Source organism: Croceicoccus esteveae, from assembly GCF_031846435.1.
GTDB classification, from domain to species: Bacteria; Pseudomonadota; Alphaproteobacteria; order Sphingomonadales; family Sphingomonadaceae; genus Croceicoccus; species Croceicoccus esteveae.
Window position 1 is genome coordinate 1 of sequence record NZ_JAVRHS010000016.1, and the last position, 17,843, is coordinate 17,843.

The following is a 17,843-nucleotide window of genomic DNA, read 5'->3' on the forward strand; positions in this document are numbered from 1 at the left end:
GGCACGCAGACTGGTCATTTGCTTCCAGATCACCGCCCGGCACGGGGTTGTCGAGCCGGGTGACGGGTTCAGAGCCGCCGAAGGCCGGAGACAGGACCAGCGCGGCTGCAGTATCCGAGCAGACCGCGGCGAGCCGGAAGGGCACGGCGTAGCTTTCCGTCTCATCTATAGCTGGACGTATAAGCGTCCTCGAGACCATCAAAACGGTTTAAAGCCAGAGTCGCGCGCACGCCGTCGGTATTGCAGGCACCGGGATCTTCGGATGACGGTGAACTTATGTCATCGACATAGCCGTCAGGCTGCTCGTAAAGAAAGGACACTTTCACGCGGCCCCTCTCGCCCGGGGTGCCAGTATCGACGCTGATCCGGCCTTGCGCGAAAATGAGATTGCCGTAGCTACCAGAAGCTTCGATCCCGAGCTCGTCGCTGGGCTGCTTCGCAACCAGATTAATCGCACCACCTGTCTGTCGTGTTGCGCCGGTAGAGCCTGCCCCGCAGACCGCGAAGCACCTCGTCAGACGGGGTTCGGCCTCGCTGATCCCCCGGATGAAGATCGCTACATCGATTGTCGGCGATGACGTCCTGGCCGAACTCGGCCTGGGAAGGATCGCGCTCGGGTCAGCCAGATCGGTGATATTTTCGCGGTGATCTCGTCAGCCGGGTTGGCAGTGATCGCGAGCGAAGCTGGCCTTAAGCACCGCGCGCGGCGGAGTGCCAGACACTGCTCGTCGGCGCAGCCTGGATGTCCCGAGCCATGGCCGGAACACCCGAAACCATGGCCACAGATGCCACCAACGTCCATTTTTCCAGCGCCTTTTTAGATATCCCCGCTCATCCCTCGCAGCAGGGCTTTGTGCGTAAACAAATACGGTGAAGAAGCAGGATCTCCCTGGACCGTGCTACACTGATTACGTGATCCATCATCAAATCGGTTATCAATGGCAAAGGTCACAGAAATATGCTTTTCAACCACGTTAATCGCTAGGAAAGTGCTTGTTAGGATGATCGGGAGATCAATCCCATTCGGCTCGAGCGTCATTGACTTGACAAGCATCGAGCGTCGTCAGCAACGCGCAACAGGTCGGCGGACGAGATTGGACAGGAAAAAAATGGCAGATGAAAGCTCGATCACAATGGATGTCAGGGAAACGTTCGAGGGCAAAACCTCTGTCATAACCGGTGCTGCCAGTGGAATAGGTGAAGGTATCGCCCGCGTGGCCGCCGAAGCTGGAATGAAGGTGGTGCTTGCCGATGTCGCAGAAGAGCGATTGCAGCGCGTGGTAAAGGATATCCGCTCGGCAGGTGGAGATGCCATCGGTGTGGTGACCGACGTGACTGATCGCGACGCAATCGAAAACCTGGCCGATGTCGCTGAGGATCGATACGGCGAGATCACCCTGGCAGTGAATAATGCAGGTATCGAGTCGATCGGTTTTAGCTGGGAGATCGATCCCGCCACCTGGGACAGGGTTATCGATATAAACCTGCGCGGCGTGATCCATGGCACCCGCAGCTTTGCAAGAAGAATGATTTCAAGGGGAACCGAAGGGTTCATCGCGAACCTGTCGTCGGTCGGGGGACTTGGCATCATGCCGACCCAGACGCCTTACATCATGAGCAAGCACGCGATCCTGTCGTTCAGCGAATGCGTTTATCTGGAAATGCAGTTCGCCGAACATCCGATACACGTGAGCGCGGTTCTTCCCTCGTCCGTCCGCACCCGCATATTCGACGAAGCTCTGACAGACCGAAACTCGGGGTTTACCGAAGGACAACGCGTCCGAATGGCGCAGGCAATTGAGCACGGCTTGACCATCGAGGAAGCCGGCAGGCGCATACTCGCTGGCATCGCTGCGAGGCAATTCTGGGTGTCGACCGAGCCGGAAGCCACTGCCGCATTTGCTGCGCAGCGCGCACGCTATCTGGAAGAACTGAGGCCTCCTGCTCTCACACAGGAGATGCGTTACCTGCTCGGTGAATGACGGTTCCAGATCCCGCTCATTCGATGAGTGTGATGCGGAAACCTTCTATGTGTCCACCGGTGAAAGGATTGAAAACCGGATAATCGGCTACAGGTGAACCCCGGTCCAGACCCACATCGAACGTCTCGTCAATAGTGAACAGACCGGGCGTGGTTGCAAGAAGCGTTCCCGAGGCGGCGGCGACCCCGTCAACCAGCAAAGTCAACTTTCCGCCCTTGGCGTAACCCGGTCCGTCATAATCAAATTGCACCGAGACGTTTCGATCCCCCGCCGCAAGCGCCTGATCGCTCCGCAGTGTCAGCGTCTGGAGGTCGAACAGCGCGTAGGTGAAATTGGGGTGCCCTGCTGCATCTATCCACAAAGACCAGCCTGCAGAAACACCTCCGACCGCTCCCAGAACGCCGGTCGCGTTCCCATCGGAATGCAGATCGGCGTCGATCTGCCAGGAACGATTGGACATGGCTGGCGGGCCATTTTCGGGCACTCCGCGCGTTGCCGGTCCATACGTCATGGTCGTGCGATCGCCAGCGATCGTCTCTATTCCCCTGTTGACGACCACCTGTCCGCGCAGAGGGAGGACGTCATTGGCTGCGGCCTGCTGCATGAACAGCGCCTGCATTTCTGCCAGCTTGTCCGGGCGCTGCGCTGCAAGATCGTTCGTCTGGGTAGGATCCTTATCAAGATTGTACAGCCGCCAGATATCATCCTCCAAGGACGTGGGAGTGGGGCTTGGCGGCGTCCACGGCAGGCGGCCATGATCGGCAGCGGCGAACCATCCGTCATGATAGATCGCACGGCTGCCGAAAACCTCGAAATACTGGGTATCGTGACGTTCTTCGGCGTCTGCATCTGCAAAACTGTAAAGCAGGCTGGTGCCATCGAACGGCTGCTGCGCGACACCATCGATGCTGTCTGGCAACGACAAGTTCAACACGTCGAGTATTGTTGGTGCGATATCGTTGACATGGCCGAACTGATCGCGCCTGGTGCCCCGTGCTTCGTCCGCCATGCGCGCGGGCCAGGTCACGACGAGCGGGTTGCGGATCGCACCCAGCCAGGCTGGCATTGCCTTGCCCCACTGGTATGGCGCGTTGTTGGCCCAAGCCCAGCCGGTATTGACATGCGTGTGCGCATCCGGTCCGCCAATGTCACCGATGCGGGCAAGTCGGCCAGCGTCTGGTTCGGGCAGTCCGATCAGTCCTGCAAGGTAATTGAGGCTGCCTTCGATACCGCCTTCCAAGCTGGCGCCATTGTCCCCGCCGACGAAGAAAATGATCGTGTTTTCATACTCGCCGCTCTGTTTCAGCGCCTCTATCAGTTGGCCTATCTGGGCGTCGGTATGCGTCACGAAGCCTGCATAGGCCTCCATCAACCGTGCAGCGAATGTACGCTCCTCAACCGAAAGACTGTCCCATGCCGGGATTTCGGCTGGACGTGTTGGCAATTCCGCATCCGCGGGGAAAAGACCGAGCTCTTTCTGCCTCGCAAAGATGCGTTCGCGCAGCACATCCCAGCCTTCATCGAACTGACCGGCAAACGCATCGGTATAGCTTTGGGGAACCTGGATCGGCGCATGCACTGCGCCTGTTGCATAATAAAGGAAGAACGGCCTGTCCGGCTGCATGGTGCGCTGGTTGCGAAACCAGGCCACGCTTTGCGCGGTCATGTCATTCGTGAAATGATAGTCATGTGTCAGAGAAGCATCGACCGGCTCGGTTCCGCGGTACAGCGTCGGATGGAACTGGTCTGTCTCGCCCCCCTGAAACCCATAGAAATGCTCGAACCCGCGGCCACTCGGCCAACGATCGAAGGGGCCAGCCTGCGAGAGCTCGTGATCGGGCGTCTGGTGCCATTTTCCGAAAGCTGCCGTGGCATACCCGTACTGCTTGAGGATGGCCGCAATCGACGCGGTGGAATCCTTGATGATCCCGGAATATCCGGGGCGATCATCGGCCGAGTTCATGACCGCGCCGATACCGGTGCGATGCGGGTTGCGCCCCGTCAGCAGGGAAGCCCGCGTTGGCGAGCAAATGCCGGCGGTGTGAAAATTGGTGTAGCTGAGCCCGTCTGCCGCCAGCGCATCCAGATTTGGCGTTGGCGCCAGGCCTCCGAAAGTGCCTGCCGACCCGAAACCGACATCGTCCAGAAGGATGACCACGATGTTGGGCGCACCCTTTGGAAGCGCAGCCGATCCAGTCTCTGCCGCGGGATCCTGTGCCCATACCATCGAGGAAAGCAGCGATGCGCCACCCGCAATGAGGATTGCCGGGCGTTTCAGCCAACCGCTGAAGAACTTTCCCTGCTTCATTTGTTCTCTCCCCTCGCTGAAAACCGCGTCCGCACCCGCGCAAATACTCGCTGTATCAAAGACCCGGATGCCGGCCGCGTTTTCGCGCTTTCGTTATTTTCGCAAGGCCTATTGCACAATACTACGCATAATGGGAATGGTGGCAAGCATACTGTGTGAGTGTGTTCAACCGCTGGAGAACCGGGAGGTATTTGCTCCTGCGCGATCTGCGATGTTCGAAATCGTGCCGTTTGCCAGTCTTCTCCTGCTCCGGCGTTTTGGCAGATGGAGTTGCGCGATTGCCTTGCCGTGATGGCAATGGGCGTCTGCCTGTCCAGGGACGATGGCAGCGTTCCCTGGCTCACGTCATCGTGTCATCGATTAACGACAAGAACCAGATCCTGCCGCTCAAATGTGCTCGACAGTTCGGTCATCGGCCGCAACATCATGCAGCGCCACCAACTTCAGGTGTTCATCCGGTTCCTCAACGCCATTGAGGTCGAGATGTCCGCCGGCAAGGCTGGCCGTGTCATCTTCGACAATCATGCGACCCACAAGCAACGCAAGGTCCACGCCGTGCTGGCCCGGCATCCTTCTGGACTCTCCACTCCGTCGTCGACCTACAGGCTGCCATCAAAAGTGTCATTATCCACCACGAACAGCAGCCACGCCTGTTCGTCTGGAAGGCCGATCCGGATGAGATCATCGCCGCTATCCAGCGCGGGCACCAAGCGCTGGAGATAATCCACCAGAAAGCTCGCCTTTCATATACATTTCATAGCGACGGCTATGAGGCGGACTCGGCTTTATTGTCCTGACGAGACAGATTGCGAAAACCGCAGATGTGGGCGGGCTGCATATCGTGCGGCTGCATGACGGCCGCGGTCAAGGTGGCGTTGGCGAGGACAGGTCAGCGATCAACGGTGCAAGGCTCATGGTTGCGCGGCATGGTTGCGCGGTAGTCGGTCTGATCAGGCAGGAGCGCGGTCAGCATAGCGCACCCTGTTGCCAGCAGATCGCTAGCGGTGCCTGCGGGCGTTTCGCCGCCCTGGGCAAACTCCACCACGCAACCTGCACTGTCAGGCGAACCTTTCATGCGCCGCAACCCGTTCATTCAAAAACCGGAAGGGCTGATGGTGTCATGTTCGCGCATCCCTTGCGCTCTATCGTTGCGAGGAGATGTTGCCGCCATCGACGACAAGTTCGGCAGCCGTGATGTAGCTGGCTTGATCGGAAAGCAGAAAGCTTACCGCATTGGCGACTTCTGCAGGCTCCCCCAACCTGCCAAGCTGGATGCGGTTTTCAAAGGTGCCGTCGGGCAGCGCCTCCAGGGCAGGCGCGAGCATCGGAGTGCGGATCTGGCCAGGCGACACGCTGTTGATGCGAATGCCATCACGCCCCAGGCGATCGGCAAGTGAGCGGACCAATGAGAGCATTCCTCCCTTGGCCGCCGTGTAGATCGGATTGAAGCCATTGCCGAGCGTGGCATTGATGGAGGCAATCGCCACGATCGCCGAGCCCTTGTTGGCCTGAAGATCCGGCAGCAGATCACGAACGAGCAGCGCCAGGGGACGAAGATTGGTTTCCATTCCCGCAGCCCAGCTCTCGATGGTGATGCCTTCCAGGGAAGACTGGTCCACAATTCCTGCTGCATGCACCAGGCCGCCGATGCTTCCCATGGCTGACCGGCTTTGCTCGATGGCTTCTGCATAATGATGCGGATGCCTCACGTCCAGGCGCAGGCCAATTGCTGCAATCTTGTATCTGTCAGCAAGCGTGGCCGCATGTTCGCGGGCTTTGGCCTCATCGAGATCCCACAGGGCGACCGGCCGCCCCGCCTCGGCGAGTGCGGCCGCGCAGGCATAGCCGATCCCTGAAGCTCCGCCGGTCACGATGACCCCGGAGCCAGGAGTATGATTTTGGTTCATGTTCATGACAAAGCCTCATTCGTATGGGTGCCAGGTACCTGCTGCAATCGTGCAGGAAGTCGGACTCTACTGCTGCAATACCAGATCGTCGCCCCCATGCCACCGCTGCGTGTTCGTTGAAGTAGGCGATGCGCGTGTTGGTCAGCCCTCGTCCTGCAAGGCCGAAGGTTGATGGCTCGTACTGATCGTTGGTGAGGTTCCTGCCCCACCAGGAGAGCTCCAGATCCGCGCCGGTTGCGCCAAGCCTGATTTCGATCAGCGACAATCTGCCGTTCAGCAGGACGTGCGATCCGTGTTCTGGCAGTCCGGCCGAAGTATCAACATCGCCCGAGTAGCTTGCATCAGCGTCCACGCGCAGCGCCCCGGCGCCAACCGGGGAAAGGCATAGTCGATGGCTGTTGTCGCGACATGCGTCAGTGTCGGGATATCGGGGTTTGCTCGATGGGGTCGGTGAACGGGTTCACGTCTTCAGGTGTTTGCGTGCCGGTGTAGACGTAGCTGCCCGACAAGGTGAGGCCAGCTGCAGGAACGATGGTCAGGTGGCATAGCTGGCTGGATCTGACCGGCGGGCTGATGCTGTTCGTCATCTGCTGGTCTGGCAGTTGGGCGGTATTCGCCCATGAAATCGACTGTTTGCTGAACCCTGACCTCAGGGCAGAGGCGATTGAGGGTCCGGTTCCTGTTGCGGAAGCGAAAGCAACCGTCGCGAGGCTCATCCGGATTGGCGGATATGGAAGGTAAGTGCACCTCGCTATCCGGGATTCGACATGGGAGTGCTCGCAGACAGCGAACCCGATGTGATACAGCGGATCTACGTCGATCCATCGAGCCAGGAAATAACGGGCGATACGAGTTATTTCAACGTCCAGCGCTTCTTCCGCAGTTTCCACATGGCACTGTTCAAGGCCAATTTCTTCTCGGTGTCTGGCGTGCCGATCGGCTACTTTGTGGTGGCGATATTCGCGATCCCGCTCCTGGCGTCGATGATCACGGCACTTGTCTTCTACCGGCGCTGGTGGCGCAATTTCCTCGCTCTCAAATTCGGACGCGAGCATCGCGCTTTCTGGAGCAGCGCACATAAGGTTGCGGGGAGATGGAGCCTGTGGTTCGTTTCGATCATCGGGATCACAGGCGTGTGATATCTCGCCAAATGGTGGTTGTCCTATTCGCCAAAAGTCGCCGCACTGGCAGCGTCCGGCGACGCTTCTCTTCCGCTTGGCCAATTAATCGACAATGGTGAGCGCGCTTTCCCGGAGATTGAGGGTCGTTCGATCTAATTCGCTGACACCGGCGCGACGGTCGAGCTGCCCGGCCATGACGGGGGCCGTGCTCACGCGAGGGCGGGCAAGCGTCACGCTCTATACAGCGACGGGCAAGGTGTTTATTTTCAAGGCAGCTCGGGGGTGCTCGCTCGACTGATCGAGATGGTCGACGTGCTTCACTTCGGCACTTTTGCAGAACTGTGGAGCCAGATGTCGTATTTCCTGTTCGGGATCGTGTTGTCGGGGCTCGTATTGAGTGGAACCTACCTGCACACCAAGCGACTGCAGCGGGATCGGCGTGTCGCCACGAAGCCGGCAAGCATCTATGTCTCCGTTACATGCACTGCGTTGCTGCTGCTGATGAGCATCGTCGCGGGTTGGATCGAAGTCAGGAGCTACGGCAGCGCGGGGGACTAGCCCGAAGTTGCTTGGCTGATCGCTCTGTTCATCGGGGCATGGGCGGCATGCGTGTTTGCAGCCTTAGCGGTATGGACGAGATGGGCTCTAACGAGATCTCATCGTGAATGCCGTGAAAAGGGGGGCTGAGATGATCAGGCCATCGTCCGCTATTGACCGCTAGTGCATGCTCAGGCGACTGTCGAGAAATCGCCCATTGTCAGCCATCTACCCGGCCGCCGGTGCAACCCGAAAGCAGCCGTTCAATCAGCGAGCTTGCCGGTGGACGGTCGCGGGCGCCAGCACCTTCAGATCCGTCCATGTCCGCCGGTTGATCGGTCGAGACCGCCTGGCGCAGTAGCCCGCGAGTGCTGACTTGCAGAACCCGGCAGATTGTTTCCACTGACCACACAGTACGCCAGCTCTGCCTAAACGCGAACCTCACGGGCTTCAGTGCAATAAATGGGGTTCGCGAAGAACTGGCCGGAGCGCTTTGGGCCTTTTTCAGGATGTGCCTCTCCTCCTTCAGCACGCGGTTCTTCCGGAGGAGCTGCTCGCTCTCGCGAGCGAGATCGACATCGGGACGGACGGGCAGGTCCGACCTGCAATGCAAATTCACCCAGCGTGCCAGCGTCGACAAACCGGCGCCCAGATCGGCCGCGACACGCTTGCGCGGCAGACCACTGCTCAGCGCAATCCGCACTGCCCCGCGCTGAAACTCTTCCCCGCGCTTGATCATCTCTTCGGTCTCCCTGAATAGGCAATAGGCTCTCAGGTGACCGGCACAAAACCGTAACAAGTCCGGGGTGAAGCCGTGCCGATGGCCAATATAACCGTCGTAGTCGGCGTGTTCCGCATTGGCAGAAAGGCGCTGAAAGACAGTTCGTGTTCCTTGCTGAACGTGGGCGGCAGCACTCACAGCTCGAAAGCAAGCTTCATCGGCGGGGTGGCACAGGTGCAGGTGGCGATCTCGACATGACGCCCGTCGCGGATGCTGGCGAGATCCGCGCAGCGGATGACCCCGCGCGGTGACAGCTGCAGCGCGCGATAATCCTCGATGACCTCGCGCGCATCGGTAAGCGGACGAAGCGCCACCGCGGGCTCCGACCCTTCGGCGCTGGAGGTCTGGCTCAGGCGATCGGCGGCAGCGAACAGCGGCGCCTCGCCCAGCCCTCTTGCCTGCCACAGACCCTGCCGGCGATCGGCGCCGAAACTGTGGAACGCATCGGCATCGGCGAGCTTCTCGAGCGCCGCGCGCGGGACCCCCGCACGGCGCCACAGTTCTTCCACGCTTACGAAGGGCATCATGCCGCGCGCTGTGACAATCTCGCGCCATCGGCGTTGGCAAGGACGCGGATCTGCCTGAGGCCGAGCCGGACAGCCAGATAGTGGCCATTTGTGTTCTCGAGCGTGCAGTCCCAGCGGCTTGCATTGATGCATGGCGGCCGCACCTCGACGCCGTGGTCGCGGGCATCGCGCACGATCTGTGCCGGCGCGTAAAACCATGGGCTGCGCGTTTATCAGCGCGGCGCAGAAGACATCGGGATGATGATGCTTCAGCCATGAAAAGGCGTAGCATGGGCGGCGCCGGCGGTGTCCGCCACGGCAGTTCGAGCGGTAAACCCTGCTCGCTGGCAGAACTTCTCCTCCCCGCCGAACAGATGCGCACAGCCGGTAAGATCGATCCAGATGCCATCGGCTGGGGTCACTGCCGCAATCGGCGATCAGTGCCTCGCCGCCAGCAGTGCAAGCCGGTCGAGCAACGCTGCGTCGGCTTCGGGCGCCGCCTGTCGCAAATCGAGACCGGAGATCATGGCACGGGCATGGCTTGCCGCCATTGCGGGGTGGATGCCCAGTGCCTGCGCGCCGCTGCAGGCAGCCACCACTTCATCGCGCGGACCCACCTTGCCGACCAGCGCAAGCGGGACAGGCAGATCGGCCCGTGGGGCGTCAGGCACATCTCCTTGCGCAGGAGCAAGCGCCGGAACATCCTCCGGCGTCGTCCTGCAGGCGTGCGCCCTGCAGGAATGCGGCGCTGGTCTGGCATGCGCCGGCAGTTCGTTGATTTGCGCCGCCACCTTGCCGCGCGATCGCACCCCATCACGCGCCCAGCGTGCCCCCGGCCACCAACCGCCGGTCCGCGGCACTGAACACGCATCTGGGCAGTCGGTCGGAGCGACAACCCGACAGACACCGGGATCATCGTCAGCCAGGATTGGCTTGCCTGTTGTGCTGTTTCTCACGTGATCGGCATAACCGGAGCTGCCGGCCTGCTGCGATCGCGAGCGATGCTGACCGGCTTGATCGCTGCCCAGGCTTCCCGATCAGACAGCTTCGCCTTCAATGGGGCGCGTGATGCCGAGATACGGAGGCTGACAAGCGGCAAGCAACGCCAAGCAGATGCGATAGCATGGGGCCGTGATACTGGTGCACCGTTGCAGTCCAAACCTGTTCTTGATGCGGAGGCCGATATGCTGAAAGGACGTTTTGCGTGACAGCGAATCCGATGCAATCCCGTCATGAGGGCGAGGCGGTGCAGATCACTTGATCGCGGCCCGGGACGTGAGAACCAATTTGATCAGTTTGCTTGATACTGCGTTTTCGAAGCTGCGATCGGCGCTGGCCGCCAGAGCCGTGGGCAGATCCTTCTTCACAGCAGCGCTGCTGGCTGGCCTGGTGAGCTGTGCGGCGCCAGAGCCGCCACCGCAGCGCAAAGCCATCGCGGTGGTAGCACAGACGGTCCGTTTCCTGCCCGAGCAGACGCAGGTGGAGGCCATTGGCACCGCGCGCGCCGCCGTATCTGCCGAACTCTATCCCGAAACGGCGGGCCGGGTGACAGCGGTCCTGTTCAAGGCTGGCGAATATGTGAAAGAGGGCCAGCCGCTTCTGAAGCTGGATGCCCGTCAGGAACGGCTCGCTGTCGATGCAGCAGATGTGCAGCTGCGCGAAGCTGATCAGCTGTTGTCCCGCTATCGTCGGATCGAGGACACAGGCGCACTTTCCGAAAGCCAGATCGAGGCAGGGGAGACCGCGCTTGCATCGGCGCGGGTCGGCCTGGAACAGGCGCGAACCGCGCTGAGCGACCGCACGGTGCGCGCACCCTTTTCAGGCCATGTCGGACTGACGCAAATCGATCGCGGCGACAGGGTCAGTGATTCGACCCCCATCACGCAGATCGACCAGCGCAGCACTCTTTACGTCGACCTTCCAGCACCGGAGGCTGTGTTCAGTGCCTTGCGTCCGGGGCAGCTTGTGCAGGTTACCCCATTTTCCGACCCTGGGCGCACTATTGACGCGCGGGTGGTCGTTACCGACACGCGCGTGGCGCAGGACAGCCGCAATTTCATCGTCCGTACCGCCCTTGCCAACAGCGATGACGCGTATCGCCCCGGCATGAGCTTCAGAGTATTGTTCAGCAGCAACGGGGTGAGCCGGGCAACCGTGCCGGAAGAGGCGATCGTCTGGGGCGGTGAGGGCTCGCACCTGTTCCTCGTGCGCGGAGCGAAGGCTGTCCGCGTTCCGGTCACGATCACGTCGCGTCGTGGCGGGCTGGTCTATGTCGATGGCGCGCTCGAACCCGGCGATCGCGTCATCACGCAAGGCGTACAGAAGGTGCGGGACGGGCAGGAGATCCGGATCGTCCAACCCTTCGTTCCCGATCCCCAGACAGTGAAGCTGCGCCAGACAAATGCGGCGCGGGCGACAGAAGAACGCAGCAATGCGCGATAGAAACGATCTGGCGATGCTGGCGGTCAAGCGGCCGCTGCTCATAGCTGTGCTCAACCTGCTGATCGTGATCGCAGGCATTGCCGCCCTGATCGGAATCGAGGTGCGCGAGCTTCCCGATGTGGACCGGCCGATCGTCTCGGTCACGGCAAATCTTCCCGGCGCCGCGCCAGAAACCATGGACGCAGAGGTCACCAGCGTTCTGGAAGATGCGGTCGCGCGGGTTTCCGGCGTGCGTCAGATCGCTGCCTCGAGCGAGGAGAACAACGCCCGTATCCGCGTCGAGTTCAACCCCGGTGTCGATCTCGATACGGCGGCATCCGACGTGCGCGAGGCGGTGAGCCGCGTTACCCGCGATCTGCCCGACCGGGTCGAGCAGGTCACGGTCGTCAAGGCGGATCAGGACGCGCGGCCCATCATGCGCCTCGCAGTCGTGTCCACCAGCTACGATCAGGCCGAGCTTACCCGGCTGGTGGAAAACGATATCGTGCCAGAGTTGCTGGCGGTGGAGGGCGTCGCCAGCATTGATGAGTTCGGAACCCGTCAGCAGCAGATGCGCGTCTCTGTTGATCCGGCACGGCTCAACCGCTTCGGTCTGACCATTGCCGATGTGGCGCAGGCGCTGGAGCGCGCGCCTTTCGACGTGCCGGTCGGCTCGTTCCGCTCCGATGCGCAGGAACTCGTCGTGCGTGCAGAAGCCAGCGCAACCGATCCGCTGTTGATCGAAGGGCTCATCGTGGCGGGCAACACACGCATAGGTGACGTGGCGCAGGTCAGCTTTGCGCCTGCCGATGCGACCAATTTCGTGCGGCTCGACGGGCAACCCACTTTCGGCCTTGGCGTGGTGCGTCAGGCAAGTTCGAATACGATCGCGATCTCCGATGCGATCAAGGGCAGGGTCGAACAGATAAACAAACGCTTCGACAGATTACGGCTCGAAATCGTTTCGGATGATGCCGACTTCATCCGTATCTCGGTGCGCGAGGTGCTGATCACCCTAGCGTTCACAATCTTTGTCGTGGTCGCGACGATGCTGCTGTTCTTTCGTGCATGGCGGCCCACCATCGTGCCAAGCGCGACGATCCCTGTTGCACTGGTCGGCGTGATCGCGGGCATCTGGGTCATGAGCTTTTCGATCAATCTGCTCACCTTGCTGGCGCTCGTTCTTGCAACCGGCCTCATTGTCGATGATGCCATCGTCGTGCTTGAAAATGCCCAGCGTCTCCAGAACAAGGGGCTGGGCCGCAGGGCTGCCGCTGTCATGGGGACAAGGCAGGTCTTTTTCGCCGTCGTTGCAACCACGGCTGTCCTTGTATCCGTGTTCGTGCCGATCAGCTTCCTGCCTTCCGAGGCTGGGCGGCTGTTCCGCGAATTCGGCTTTGTGCTGGCCGTGGCGGTCATCATTTCCTCCTTTGTGGCGCTGTCGCTTGTTCCAGCGCTCGCCGCGCGGTTCGACCTCACCAATGATGATGGGGAAGACGGGCGGCTGGCGCGGTGGGGCGCTCATGCGGCAAGGCGGTATGAAGGGATGCTGCAACGCTGCCTTGACCATCCGCGCATCGTGGGAATTGTCTCGGTCATGCTCGCGGTGCTGGCGGGGCTGCTTTACCTGCAGCTCGATAACGAGCTGGTCCCGGACGAGGATCGCGGTGTCATCACCGTGGATGCAACCGGTCCGGACGGCGTCGGCATCGCGTTCATGGATGGCGAGCTCGATGAGGTGGAGCAGGTGTTGCAACCCTACCTCGACAGCGGGGAGATACGCAGCACGTTTTCAATCGTCGGCCGTTACGACCCCAATCGGGTGAGAGTCGTTGCACAGCTTGCCGACTGGAGTGAGCGCGATCGCAGCCAGACCGAGATCGTGGCGGAACTGAGTGGCCCCTTGCAGGAAATCCCCGGCTCGCGCACCAGTGCGCGCGGAGAAGGGACGCTGAGTTTTGGCGGCGGCGGCAATGGCATCGAAGTGGCGCTCACCGGCGGTCAGTACGACCAGATCTTTCGCTCCGCCCAGGCGCTCGCAACCGCCATCGACACACGGTCCGACCTTCTTGAAAACGCCGAAATATCTTACCAGCCGACCCAGCCGCAGCTTTCCATCCTCATCGATCGCCAGCGGGCATCGGACCTTGGCGTGGATCTTGATGAACTGGCGCAGACGCTTCGGGCCATGGTTGGCGGCGACGACCTCATCGACCTCAATGTCGGCGATCAGGCCGTGCCCATCTTCCTGACCGCACAGGCCATGGCGGTTACCAACCCCACAGACCTGCGCAATCTGTACATTCGCGGCAGCGGAGGCGCGCTCGTTCCCCTTTCCAGCGTGACGCAGATCGAGGAGCAGGGCATTGCAGCGCAACTCGACCGGACCGAGCAGCGCCGCGCAATCGATGTGGAAGCCAACGTCAGGGCAGGCGTGCCGCTGCGCGATGCGATCGTCGAAATCGAACGGCTGGCAGAAGACACGATCGCCTCCGACATCGACATGCTGCTGCAAGGCGAGGCGCAAAGCCTGGAGGAGGCTTCGGGCGATCTGCTGCTCACCTACCTCTTTGCGCTGGTCATCGTGTTCCTGGTGCTCGTCGCTCAATTCGAAAGCCTGACCAGCGCGCTGGTGGTGCTGCTGACCGTGCCTTTTGCCCTTGCCGCTGCTGTGTTCGCTTTGTTCATATCGGGCACGTCGCTCAACATCTATTCGCAGATCGGGCTGGTGATGCTGATCGGGTTGATGGCAAAGAACGGGATCCTGATCGTTGAATTTGCCGACCAGCTGCGCCATCAGGGGCGCACGGTCCGCCAGGCGGTGGAAGAAGCCTCCGCTATTCGCCTGCGTCCCATCGCGATGACGCTCATTTCCACCGTAGTGGGTGCGCTCCCGCTGATCCTTGCGACCGGCGCCGGATCGGAAGCGCGCCAGTCAATCGGCTGGGTGATCTTCGGCGGGCTGGGCATTGCCGGCGTTTTTACCCTGTTCCTGACTCCAGTGATCTATCTGGGCGTCGCCCGTTTCGGCAACCCGCGTAAAGTGGACCTGCAACGGCTTCATGATGAGATCCTGGCGGTGGACGACGATCTGATGGCGGAACCTGCCTGATGCGGATTGCCGCTCTGGCGATGTCCTTTGTATTCATCGGCGGGTGCGCGCATGTTGCACCCGAACTTGACTTCCCTGTGCCCGACGCGCCGCCACTCTATGCCACGAACCTGCCGCCTTCGGGGTTGGACGAGGTGTGGTGGCATGGTTTCGACGATCCGGTTCTCGACATGTTGATCGCGCGCGGCCTTGATGAAAACCTCGCCATCGACGCTGCTGCGGCGCGCCTGCGGGCAGCGGGCGCGTTATTGGCGGCGGAACGTTCGGACCGGCTGCCGCAGGTCGATGGAACAGGCGATGCAGGCGTCGCACTCGCCGGCGACAGCGAGGTAACTGCCGCGGCCGGACTGTTCGGATTGTTCAACCCCGATGTCAACGGACGGCTGGCTGCGGAAATCCGCGCCGCTGCTGCCGATTACGCGCAGGCCGGCTATCTGCAGGCAGACGAGCGGCGGCTGGTGGCGGCGGCGATTGCCAGCCAGTATATCGAATACCGCCGCAGCGGCGAACAGCTTGCCCTGCTGGAACAATCGACCGATTTGCAGGAACAGACCTTGCGGATCGTGACGCTGCGCTTCGAAGCCGGGCTGGCGGCCAATCTCGATGTGCGGCGGGCTGCTGCGGATCTGGCACAGACGCAGGCACGCCGCGGGCTCATTGCAATTGCGCGGGCAGATGCCGCCAACGCGCTGGCAGTTCTGCTTGCCCAGGCGCCGGGCACCTTCGCGCCGCCCGCGAGCCAAACCGCCGGCATTCCTGTTTACCTGCGCGGACCCGCGCCGGGTGTCCCGGCCGATCTGCTGCGGCGTCGGACCGACATTCTCGCTGCCGAGGCACAGCTGGCGCGCGCGGCAGCGGAAATAGGGATCGAGCGGGCCGATCTCACCCCTTCGCTGACAATCCCTGGAACCCTGTCGATCGGCAACGGGACGTTTGGTGGATTGTTCTCCGATTTCCTGATCGGCCTGGCCGCGGCGATCGATATCCCGATCTTCGATGGCGGACGCCGGCGCGCGGAAGTAGCAGCAGCACGCGCCGTCGCAGATGCGCGGCTTGCCGAATACCGCGCAATCTTTCTCGATGCGCTGGGTGAGGTGGAAAACGCGCTCGTCGCAATCGACGCCTATCAGCAGCGCAACGCGGCCCTTGCACAGGCAATCGAAGAAGGCGAAACGGCGCTGAGCCAGTCCAACGCGCTCTATCGGGAAGGGCTTACGTCGTTGTTCGATCTGCTCGATGCGCAGCGGCAACTCATCGCCAGCCGGCAATCGCTCATCGACAGCGAAGCTGCGCTGGCAAGTTCCTTCGTGGCTTTCCACGCTGCTGTGGGATCGGATGGACAGGTGAATGCGACCATTCTGCAGGAGGCGGCGGGCGGTTACGGGGCACGGGCAACCCTCCTGCAATAAGTTCGCAGCGCCTGTTGCCAAGCCATCATCTGAGCGGCGGCATCCTCGTCGCAGCTTTGCACGGTGCGCCAATGTATCAAGGCAATTGTTGAAACATGTCTGCTGGTGGTGCACCGATCCGCTGAAGAAGCTTGGTCGCTACCTTTTACCGGATACCACCCTCCCGCCCGCTGCCTGCCGCCAGTCCGGTATGTCAGTGCCAGTGCGGTACCGTCCGCAACCAGGTTGTTCCTTTTGCAGGGGCGGGTGCAGCCCATCGCGGTTTCCAGCCACCACGCTGACTCCACTTCTGCGATGCAACCGCACCCCTCCCGCCTGCCACATCGACGCAGTGGCCCGGCGTTCAGGCCATCTGCATGATACCCGTCACCAGAGCGCCGACTGCAGCTGCGGCGATGCACAACAGCATCGTCAGGATCGCAAGCTCGGCCGGAGTGAAACGATGCAGATGATCCTTGCGGAACGCTGCGTAGGCGTCGTGTAGTGCTTCATTTGCCGACAGCAACCCTACATCGAGTGCGGACGCTTCACTACGGAACCATTGCCGCAATGTGCTGGCATCATCGGGGTCGAGCTGCGGATAACGCTGCAGCAGATGTTCCATTTCCTCGCGCCGGGCGGCACGCGCGACGGCGCGTTCATGTTCAATGTTCATGATGATTATTCCTGAGCTTCTGTACAGATGGTTGCAGCCGCGATGCTGCGGCCACGATACAGTCAGCCAGGTGGTGCCTGTGCCGGCGGCAGCATACGCCAGCAAGGTCGCGCCCTTGCAGATGACACTCTCACTGCCGGCCGAGGCATTGCGGCCTGATCGGCAGGCAAGGCGCTTGCCGTCATGAACGCGCCTTCCGGTTGCGGCGGCGGCGGGGACGGGTCGGATTTGGTGATCCGGTCGTGGAGCACGGCCCGTGACGGCAGCAAGGCCTCCGCCGCCGCAGGAGCCTGCGCCCAGTGCCGTCCTGCCTCACTGCTGGCGTAGATATCGCTTGCTTGCGCTGTTCCGCTGGCAAGCAGCAGGAACATGATCGCCCAGCCAAGAGCAACCCGATGCCACACCGCGCAAGTGACGAGAGAATGACCGGTCATGGCAACGCTGGCTGCACGATCTCACTCTCGCTTTGCACAGCGCGCTGCATGACAATCGCGCCGGTGCCATAGCTGGAGTGCGGCCGTGCCGAACTGTCCTGAAATCCCGCGTGCCGCCAGAAGCCGATCGCATCGGGCAGCGCAACAAGGCCGATGACAGGCAGCCCGGCGGCTTGTGCCAGGCTGTTGGCCAGCTGCACTCCGGCACGTCCTGCTCCGCTGCCGCGCGTAGCTGGCAACAGGGCAAGGTCATGAAGGTAGAGGCAGGTCGGATCGGCCGGCAGCCGGTCGATCACATGGTCAAGAGGCACGCATTGATCCAGCATCCAGGGATGGCAGATCATGTATCCGAGCAGATCCTCACCATGGCCGCTGTGGTAAAGGAAGCATCCCTGCGGCCACAGCGACAGGCGATTTGCAAAGCTTTCCTGTCCTTCGGGATAGCCCTGATGCACCTGTGCGGACATGTTGGCTATCGCCGGGGCAGCACCGCTGTGCGCTCTTGTCCACCCCATCGTCGTCAAGCCCCGTCGCGCCGCCTCGTCGGTTGCCAGCATCATGTCAGCCGATCCACGACACTCATGTAGCACGGCTCCCAGCTTCTTCAATGTGTCACATGCTGTATTTCTGCCCATCGCGCGCAGGGCCGTCCAGCCCCAACGCGCCTGGG

The 17,843-nt window shown here is 61.5% G+C and carries 18 protein-coding genes and 2 pseudogenes; 8 read left to right on the forward strand and 12 right to left on the reverse strand.

From position 1 onward, the window contains the following. The coding region (locus RM533_RS12805; protein WP_311341623.1) for a hypothetical protein at positions 1–199 on the reverse strand (199 nt) is incomplete at its 3' end. Positions 200–1,109: 910 nt separating this feature from the next. On the opposite strand from RM533_RS12805, the gene RM533_RS12810 reads away from it, so the two are divergent. Beyond that, positions 1,110–1,982 (forward strand): SDR family NAD(P)-dependent oxidoreductase, encoded by an 873-nt coding sequence (locus RM533_RS12810; RefSeq protein ID WP_311341624.1) that lies wholly within the window; start codon positions 1,110–1,112, stop codon positions 1,980–1,982. Positions 1,983–1,998: 16 nt separating this feature from the next. On the opposite strand, the gene RM533_RS12815 is transcribed toward RM533_RS12810, so the two are convergent. Beyond that, positions 1,999–4,290: an arylsulfatase gene (locus RM533_RS12815; protein ID WP_311341625.1), complete on the reverse strand. Its 2,292-nt coding sequence runs from the start codon at positions 4,288–4,290 to the stop codon at positions 1,999–2,001. A gap of 324 nt (positions 4,291–4,614) precedes the next feature. Here RM533_RS12815 and RM533_RS12820 point away from each other — a divergent pair. Next, positions 4,615–5,015, forward strand: a pseudogene (locus RM533_RS12820) (IS630 family transposase); the annotation flags it as partial. Positions 5,016–5,179: 164 nt separating this feature from the next. On the opposite strand, the gene RM533_RS12825 reads toward RM533_RS12820, so the two are convergent. The 3 genes from RM533_RS12825 to RM533_RS12835 all read right to left on the reverse strand — a co-directional run bounded on the left by RM533_RS12825 (position 5,180) and on the right by RM533_RS12835 (position 6,784). Continuing rightward, positions 5,180–5,365, reverse strand: coding sequence for a hypothetical protein (locus tag RM533_RS12825; protein WP_311341626.1), 186 nt, complete (start codon positions 5,363–5,365; stop codon positions 5,180–5,182). 67 nt (positions 5,366–5,432) lie between these two features. Continuing rightward, a complete protein-coding gene (locus RM533_RS12830; RefSeq protein ID WP_311341627.1) occupies positions 5,433–6,203 on the reverse strand; it encodes an SDR family NAD(P)-dependent oxidoreductase in 771 nt (256 codons plus the stop codon). 407 nt (positions 6,204–6,610) lie between these two features. Continuing rightward, the gene (locus RM533_RS12835) at positions 6,611–6,784 is read right to left on the reverse strand and encodes a hypothetical protein (protein WP_311341628.1); all 174 of its coding nucleotides are present in this window, start codon (positions 6,782–6,784) and stop codon (positions 6,611–6,613) included. Between RM533_RS12835 and RM533_RS13730 the strand changes: the two genes are divergently transcribed. The 3 genes from RM533_RS13730 to RM533_RS12845 all read left to right on the forward strand — a co-directional run bounded on the left by RM533_RS13730 (position 6,771) and on the right by RM533_RS12845 (position 7,876). Next, positions 6,771–6,938: a hypothetical protein gene (locus RM533_RS13730; RefSeq protein ID WP_432265081.1), complete on the forward strand. Its 168-nt coding sequence runs from the start codon at positions 6,771–6,773 to the stop codon at positions 6,936–6,938. The two genes, RM533_RS12835 and RM533_RS13730, sit on opposite strands and share 14 nt — an antisense overlap. Next, on the forward strand, positions 6,926–7,336 hold the full coding sequence (locus RM533_RS12840) for a PepSY domain-containing protein (protein ID WP_432265082.1): 411 nt from the start codon (positions 6,926–6,928) through the stop codon (positions 7,334–7,336). The genes RM533_RS13730 and RM533_RS12840 overlap by 13 nt, the downstream gene beginning before the upstream one ends. A 165-nt stretch (positions 7,337–7,501) precedes the next feature. Then, on the forward strand, positions 7,502–7,876 hold the full coding sequence (locus RM533_RS12845) for a PepSY domain-containing protein (RefSeq protein ID WP_311341655.1): 375 nt from the start codon (positions 7,502–7,504) through the stop codon (positions 7,874–7,876). A gap of 199 nt (positions 7,877–8,075) precedes the next feature. Here RM533_RS12845 and RM533_RS12850 read toward each other — a convergent pair whose 3' ends face one another. The 4 genes and pseudogenes from RM533_RS12850 to RM533_RS12865 all read right to left on the reverse strand — a co-directional run bounded on the left by RM533_RS12850 (position 8,076) and on the right by RM533_RS12865 (position 10,098). Beyond that, positions 8,076–8,774, reverse strand: a complete 699-nt coding sequence (locus RM533_RS12850) for a transposase (protein WP_311341630.1) — start codon at positions 8,772–8,774, stop codon at positions 8,076–8,078. A gap of 44 nt (positions 8,775–8,818) precedes the next feature. After that, positions 8,819–9,430 (reverse strand): annotated as a pseudogene (locus RM533_RS12855) (helix-hairpin-helix domain-containing protein); the annotation flags it as partial. Further along, the gene (locus RM533_RS12860) at positions 9,412–9,564 is read right to left on the reverse strand and encodes a hypothetical protein (protein ID WP_311341631.1); all 153 of its coding nucleotides are present in this window, start codon (positions 9,562–9,564) and stop codon (positions 9,412–9,414) included. The pseudogene RM533_RS12855 and the gene RM533_RS12860, both read right to left, overlap by 19 nt. A 15-nt stretch (positions 9,565–9,579) precedes the next feature. Continuing rightward, positions 9,580–10,098 (reverse strand): hypothetical protein, encoded by a 519-nt coding sequence (locus RM533_RS12865; RefSeq protein ID WP_311341632.1) that lies wholly within the window; start codon positions 10,096–10,098, stop codon positions 9,580–9,582. Between the two features lie 391 nt (positions 10,099–10,489). On the opposite strand from RM533_RS12865, the gene RM533_RS12870 reads away from it, so the two are divergent. The 3 genes from RM533_RS12870 to RM533_RS12880 are packed head-to-tail and all read left to right on the forward strand — an operon-like array spanning position 10,490 to position 16,084. Then, entirely contained in the window at positions 10,490–11,584 is a 1,095-nt protein-coding gene (locus RM533_RS12870; RefSeq protein ID WP_311341633.1) for an efflux RND transporter periplasmic adaptor subunit, read from the forward strand. Next, complete coding sequence (locus RM533_RS12875; RefSeq protein ID WP_311341634.1) at positions 11,574–14,675, forward strand: efflux RND transporter permease subunit; 3,102 nt, start codon at positions 11,574–11,576, stop codon at positions 14,673–14,675. Before RM533_RS12870 ends, RM533_RS12875 begins: the two co-directional genes overlap by 11 nt. Continuing rightward, positions 14,675–16,084 (forward strand): TolC family protein, encoded by a 1,410-nt coding sequence (locus RM533_RS12880; RefSeq protein ID WP_311341635.1) that lies wholly within the window; start codon positions 14,675–14,677, stop codon positions 16,082–16,084. Before RM533_RS12875 ends, RM533_RS12880 begins: the two co-directional genes overlap by 1 nt. A 343-nt stretch (positions 16,085–16,427) precedes the next feature. On the opposite strand, the gene RM533_RS12885 is transcribed toward RM533_RS12880, so the two are convergent. From RM533_RS12885 to RM533_RS12895, 3 genes are all read right to left on the reverse strand, one after another. Then, positions 16,428–16,739 (reverse strand): hypothetical protein, encoded by a 312-nt coding sequence (locus RM533_RS12885; protein WP_311341636.1) that lies wholly within the window; start codon positions 16,737–16,739, stop codon positions 16,428–16,430. A 62-nt stretch (positions 16,740–16,801) separates the two neighbouring features. Beyond that, on the reverse strand, positions 16,802–17,173 hold the full coding sequence (locus RM533_RS12890) for a hypothetical protein (RefSeq protein ID WP_311341637.1): 372 nt from the start codon (positions 17,171–17,173) through the stop codon (positions 16,802–16,804). Next, a complete protein-coding gene (locus tag RM533_RS12895) occupies positions 17,170–17,733 on the reverse strand; it encodes a GNAT family N-acetyltransferase (RefSeq protein WP_311341638.1) in 564 nt (187 codons plus the stop codon). Before RM533_RS12895 ends, RM533_RS12890 begins: the two co-directional genes overlap by 4 nt. Positions 17,734–17,843: the final 110 nt, after the last annotated feature.

What these genes read in the sequence shown, in the direction of transcription:
- RM533_RS12835 (WP_311341628.1), bottom strand. Translation starts at nt 6,784, where the DNA reads ATGACGAACAGCATCAGCCCGCCGGTCAGATCCAGCCAGCTATGCCAC.
- RM533_RS12885 (WP_311341636.1), bottom strand. Translation starts at nt 16,739, where the DNA reads ATGAACATTGAACATGAACGCGCCGTCGCGCGTGCCGCCCGGCGCGAG.
- RM533_RS12880 (WP_311341635.1), top strand. Translation starts at nt 14,675, where the DNA reads ATGCGGATTGCCGCTCTGGCGATGTCCTTTGTATTCATCGGCGGGTGC.
- RM533_RS13730 (WP_432265081.1), top strand. Translation starts at nt 6,771, where the DNA reads ATGCTGTTCGTCATCTGCTGGTCTGGCAGTTGGGCGGTATTCGCCCAT.
- RM533_RS12815 (WP_311341625.1), bottom strand. Translation starts at nt 4,290, where the DNA reads ATGAAGCAGGGAAAGTTCTTCAGCGGTTGGCTGAAACGCCCGGCAATC.
- RM533_RS12810 (WP_311341624.1), top strand. Translation starts at nt 1,110, where the DNA reads ATGGCAGATGAAAGCTCGATCACAATGGATGTCAGGGAAACGTTCGAG.
- RM533_RS12875 (WP_311341634.1), top strand. Translation starts at nt 11,574, where the DNA reads ATGCGCGATAGAAACGATCTGGCGATGCTGGCGGTCAAGCGGCCGCTG.
- RM533_RS12825 (WP_311341626.1), bottom strand. Translation starts at nt 5,365, where the DNA reads ATGAAAGGTTCGCCTGACAGTGCAGGTTGCGTGGTGGAGTTTGCCCAG.
- RM533_RS12895 (WP_311341638.1), bottom strand. Translation starts at nt 17,733, where the DNA reads ATGATGCTGGCAACCGACGAGGCGGCGCGACGGGGCTTGACGACGATG.
- RM533_RS12890 (WP_311341637.1), bottom strand. Translation starts at nt 17,173, where the DNA reads ATGACCGGTCATTCTCTCGTCACTTGCGCGGTGTGGCATCGGGTTGCT.
- RM533_RS12830 (WP_311341627.1), bottom strand. Translation starts at nt 6,203, where the DNA reads ATGAACATGAACCAAAATCATACTCCTGGCTCCGGGGTCATCGTGACC.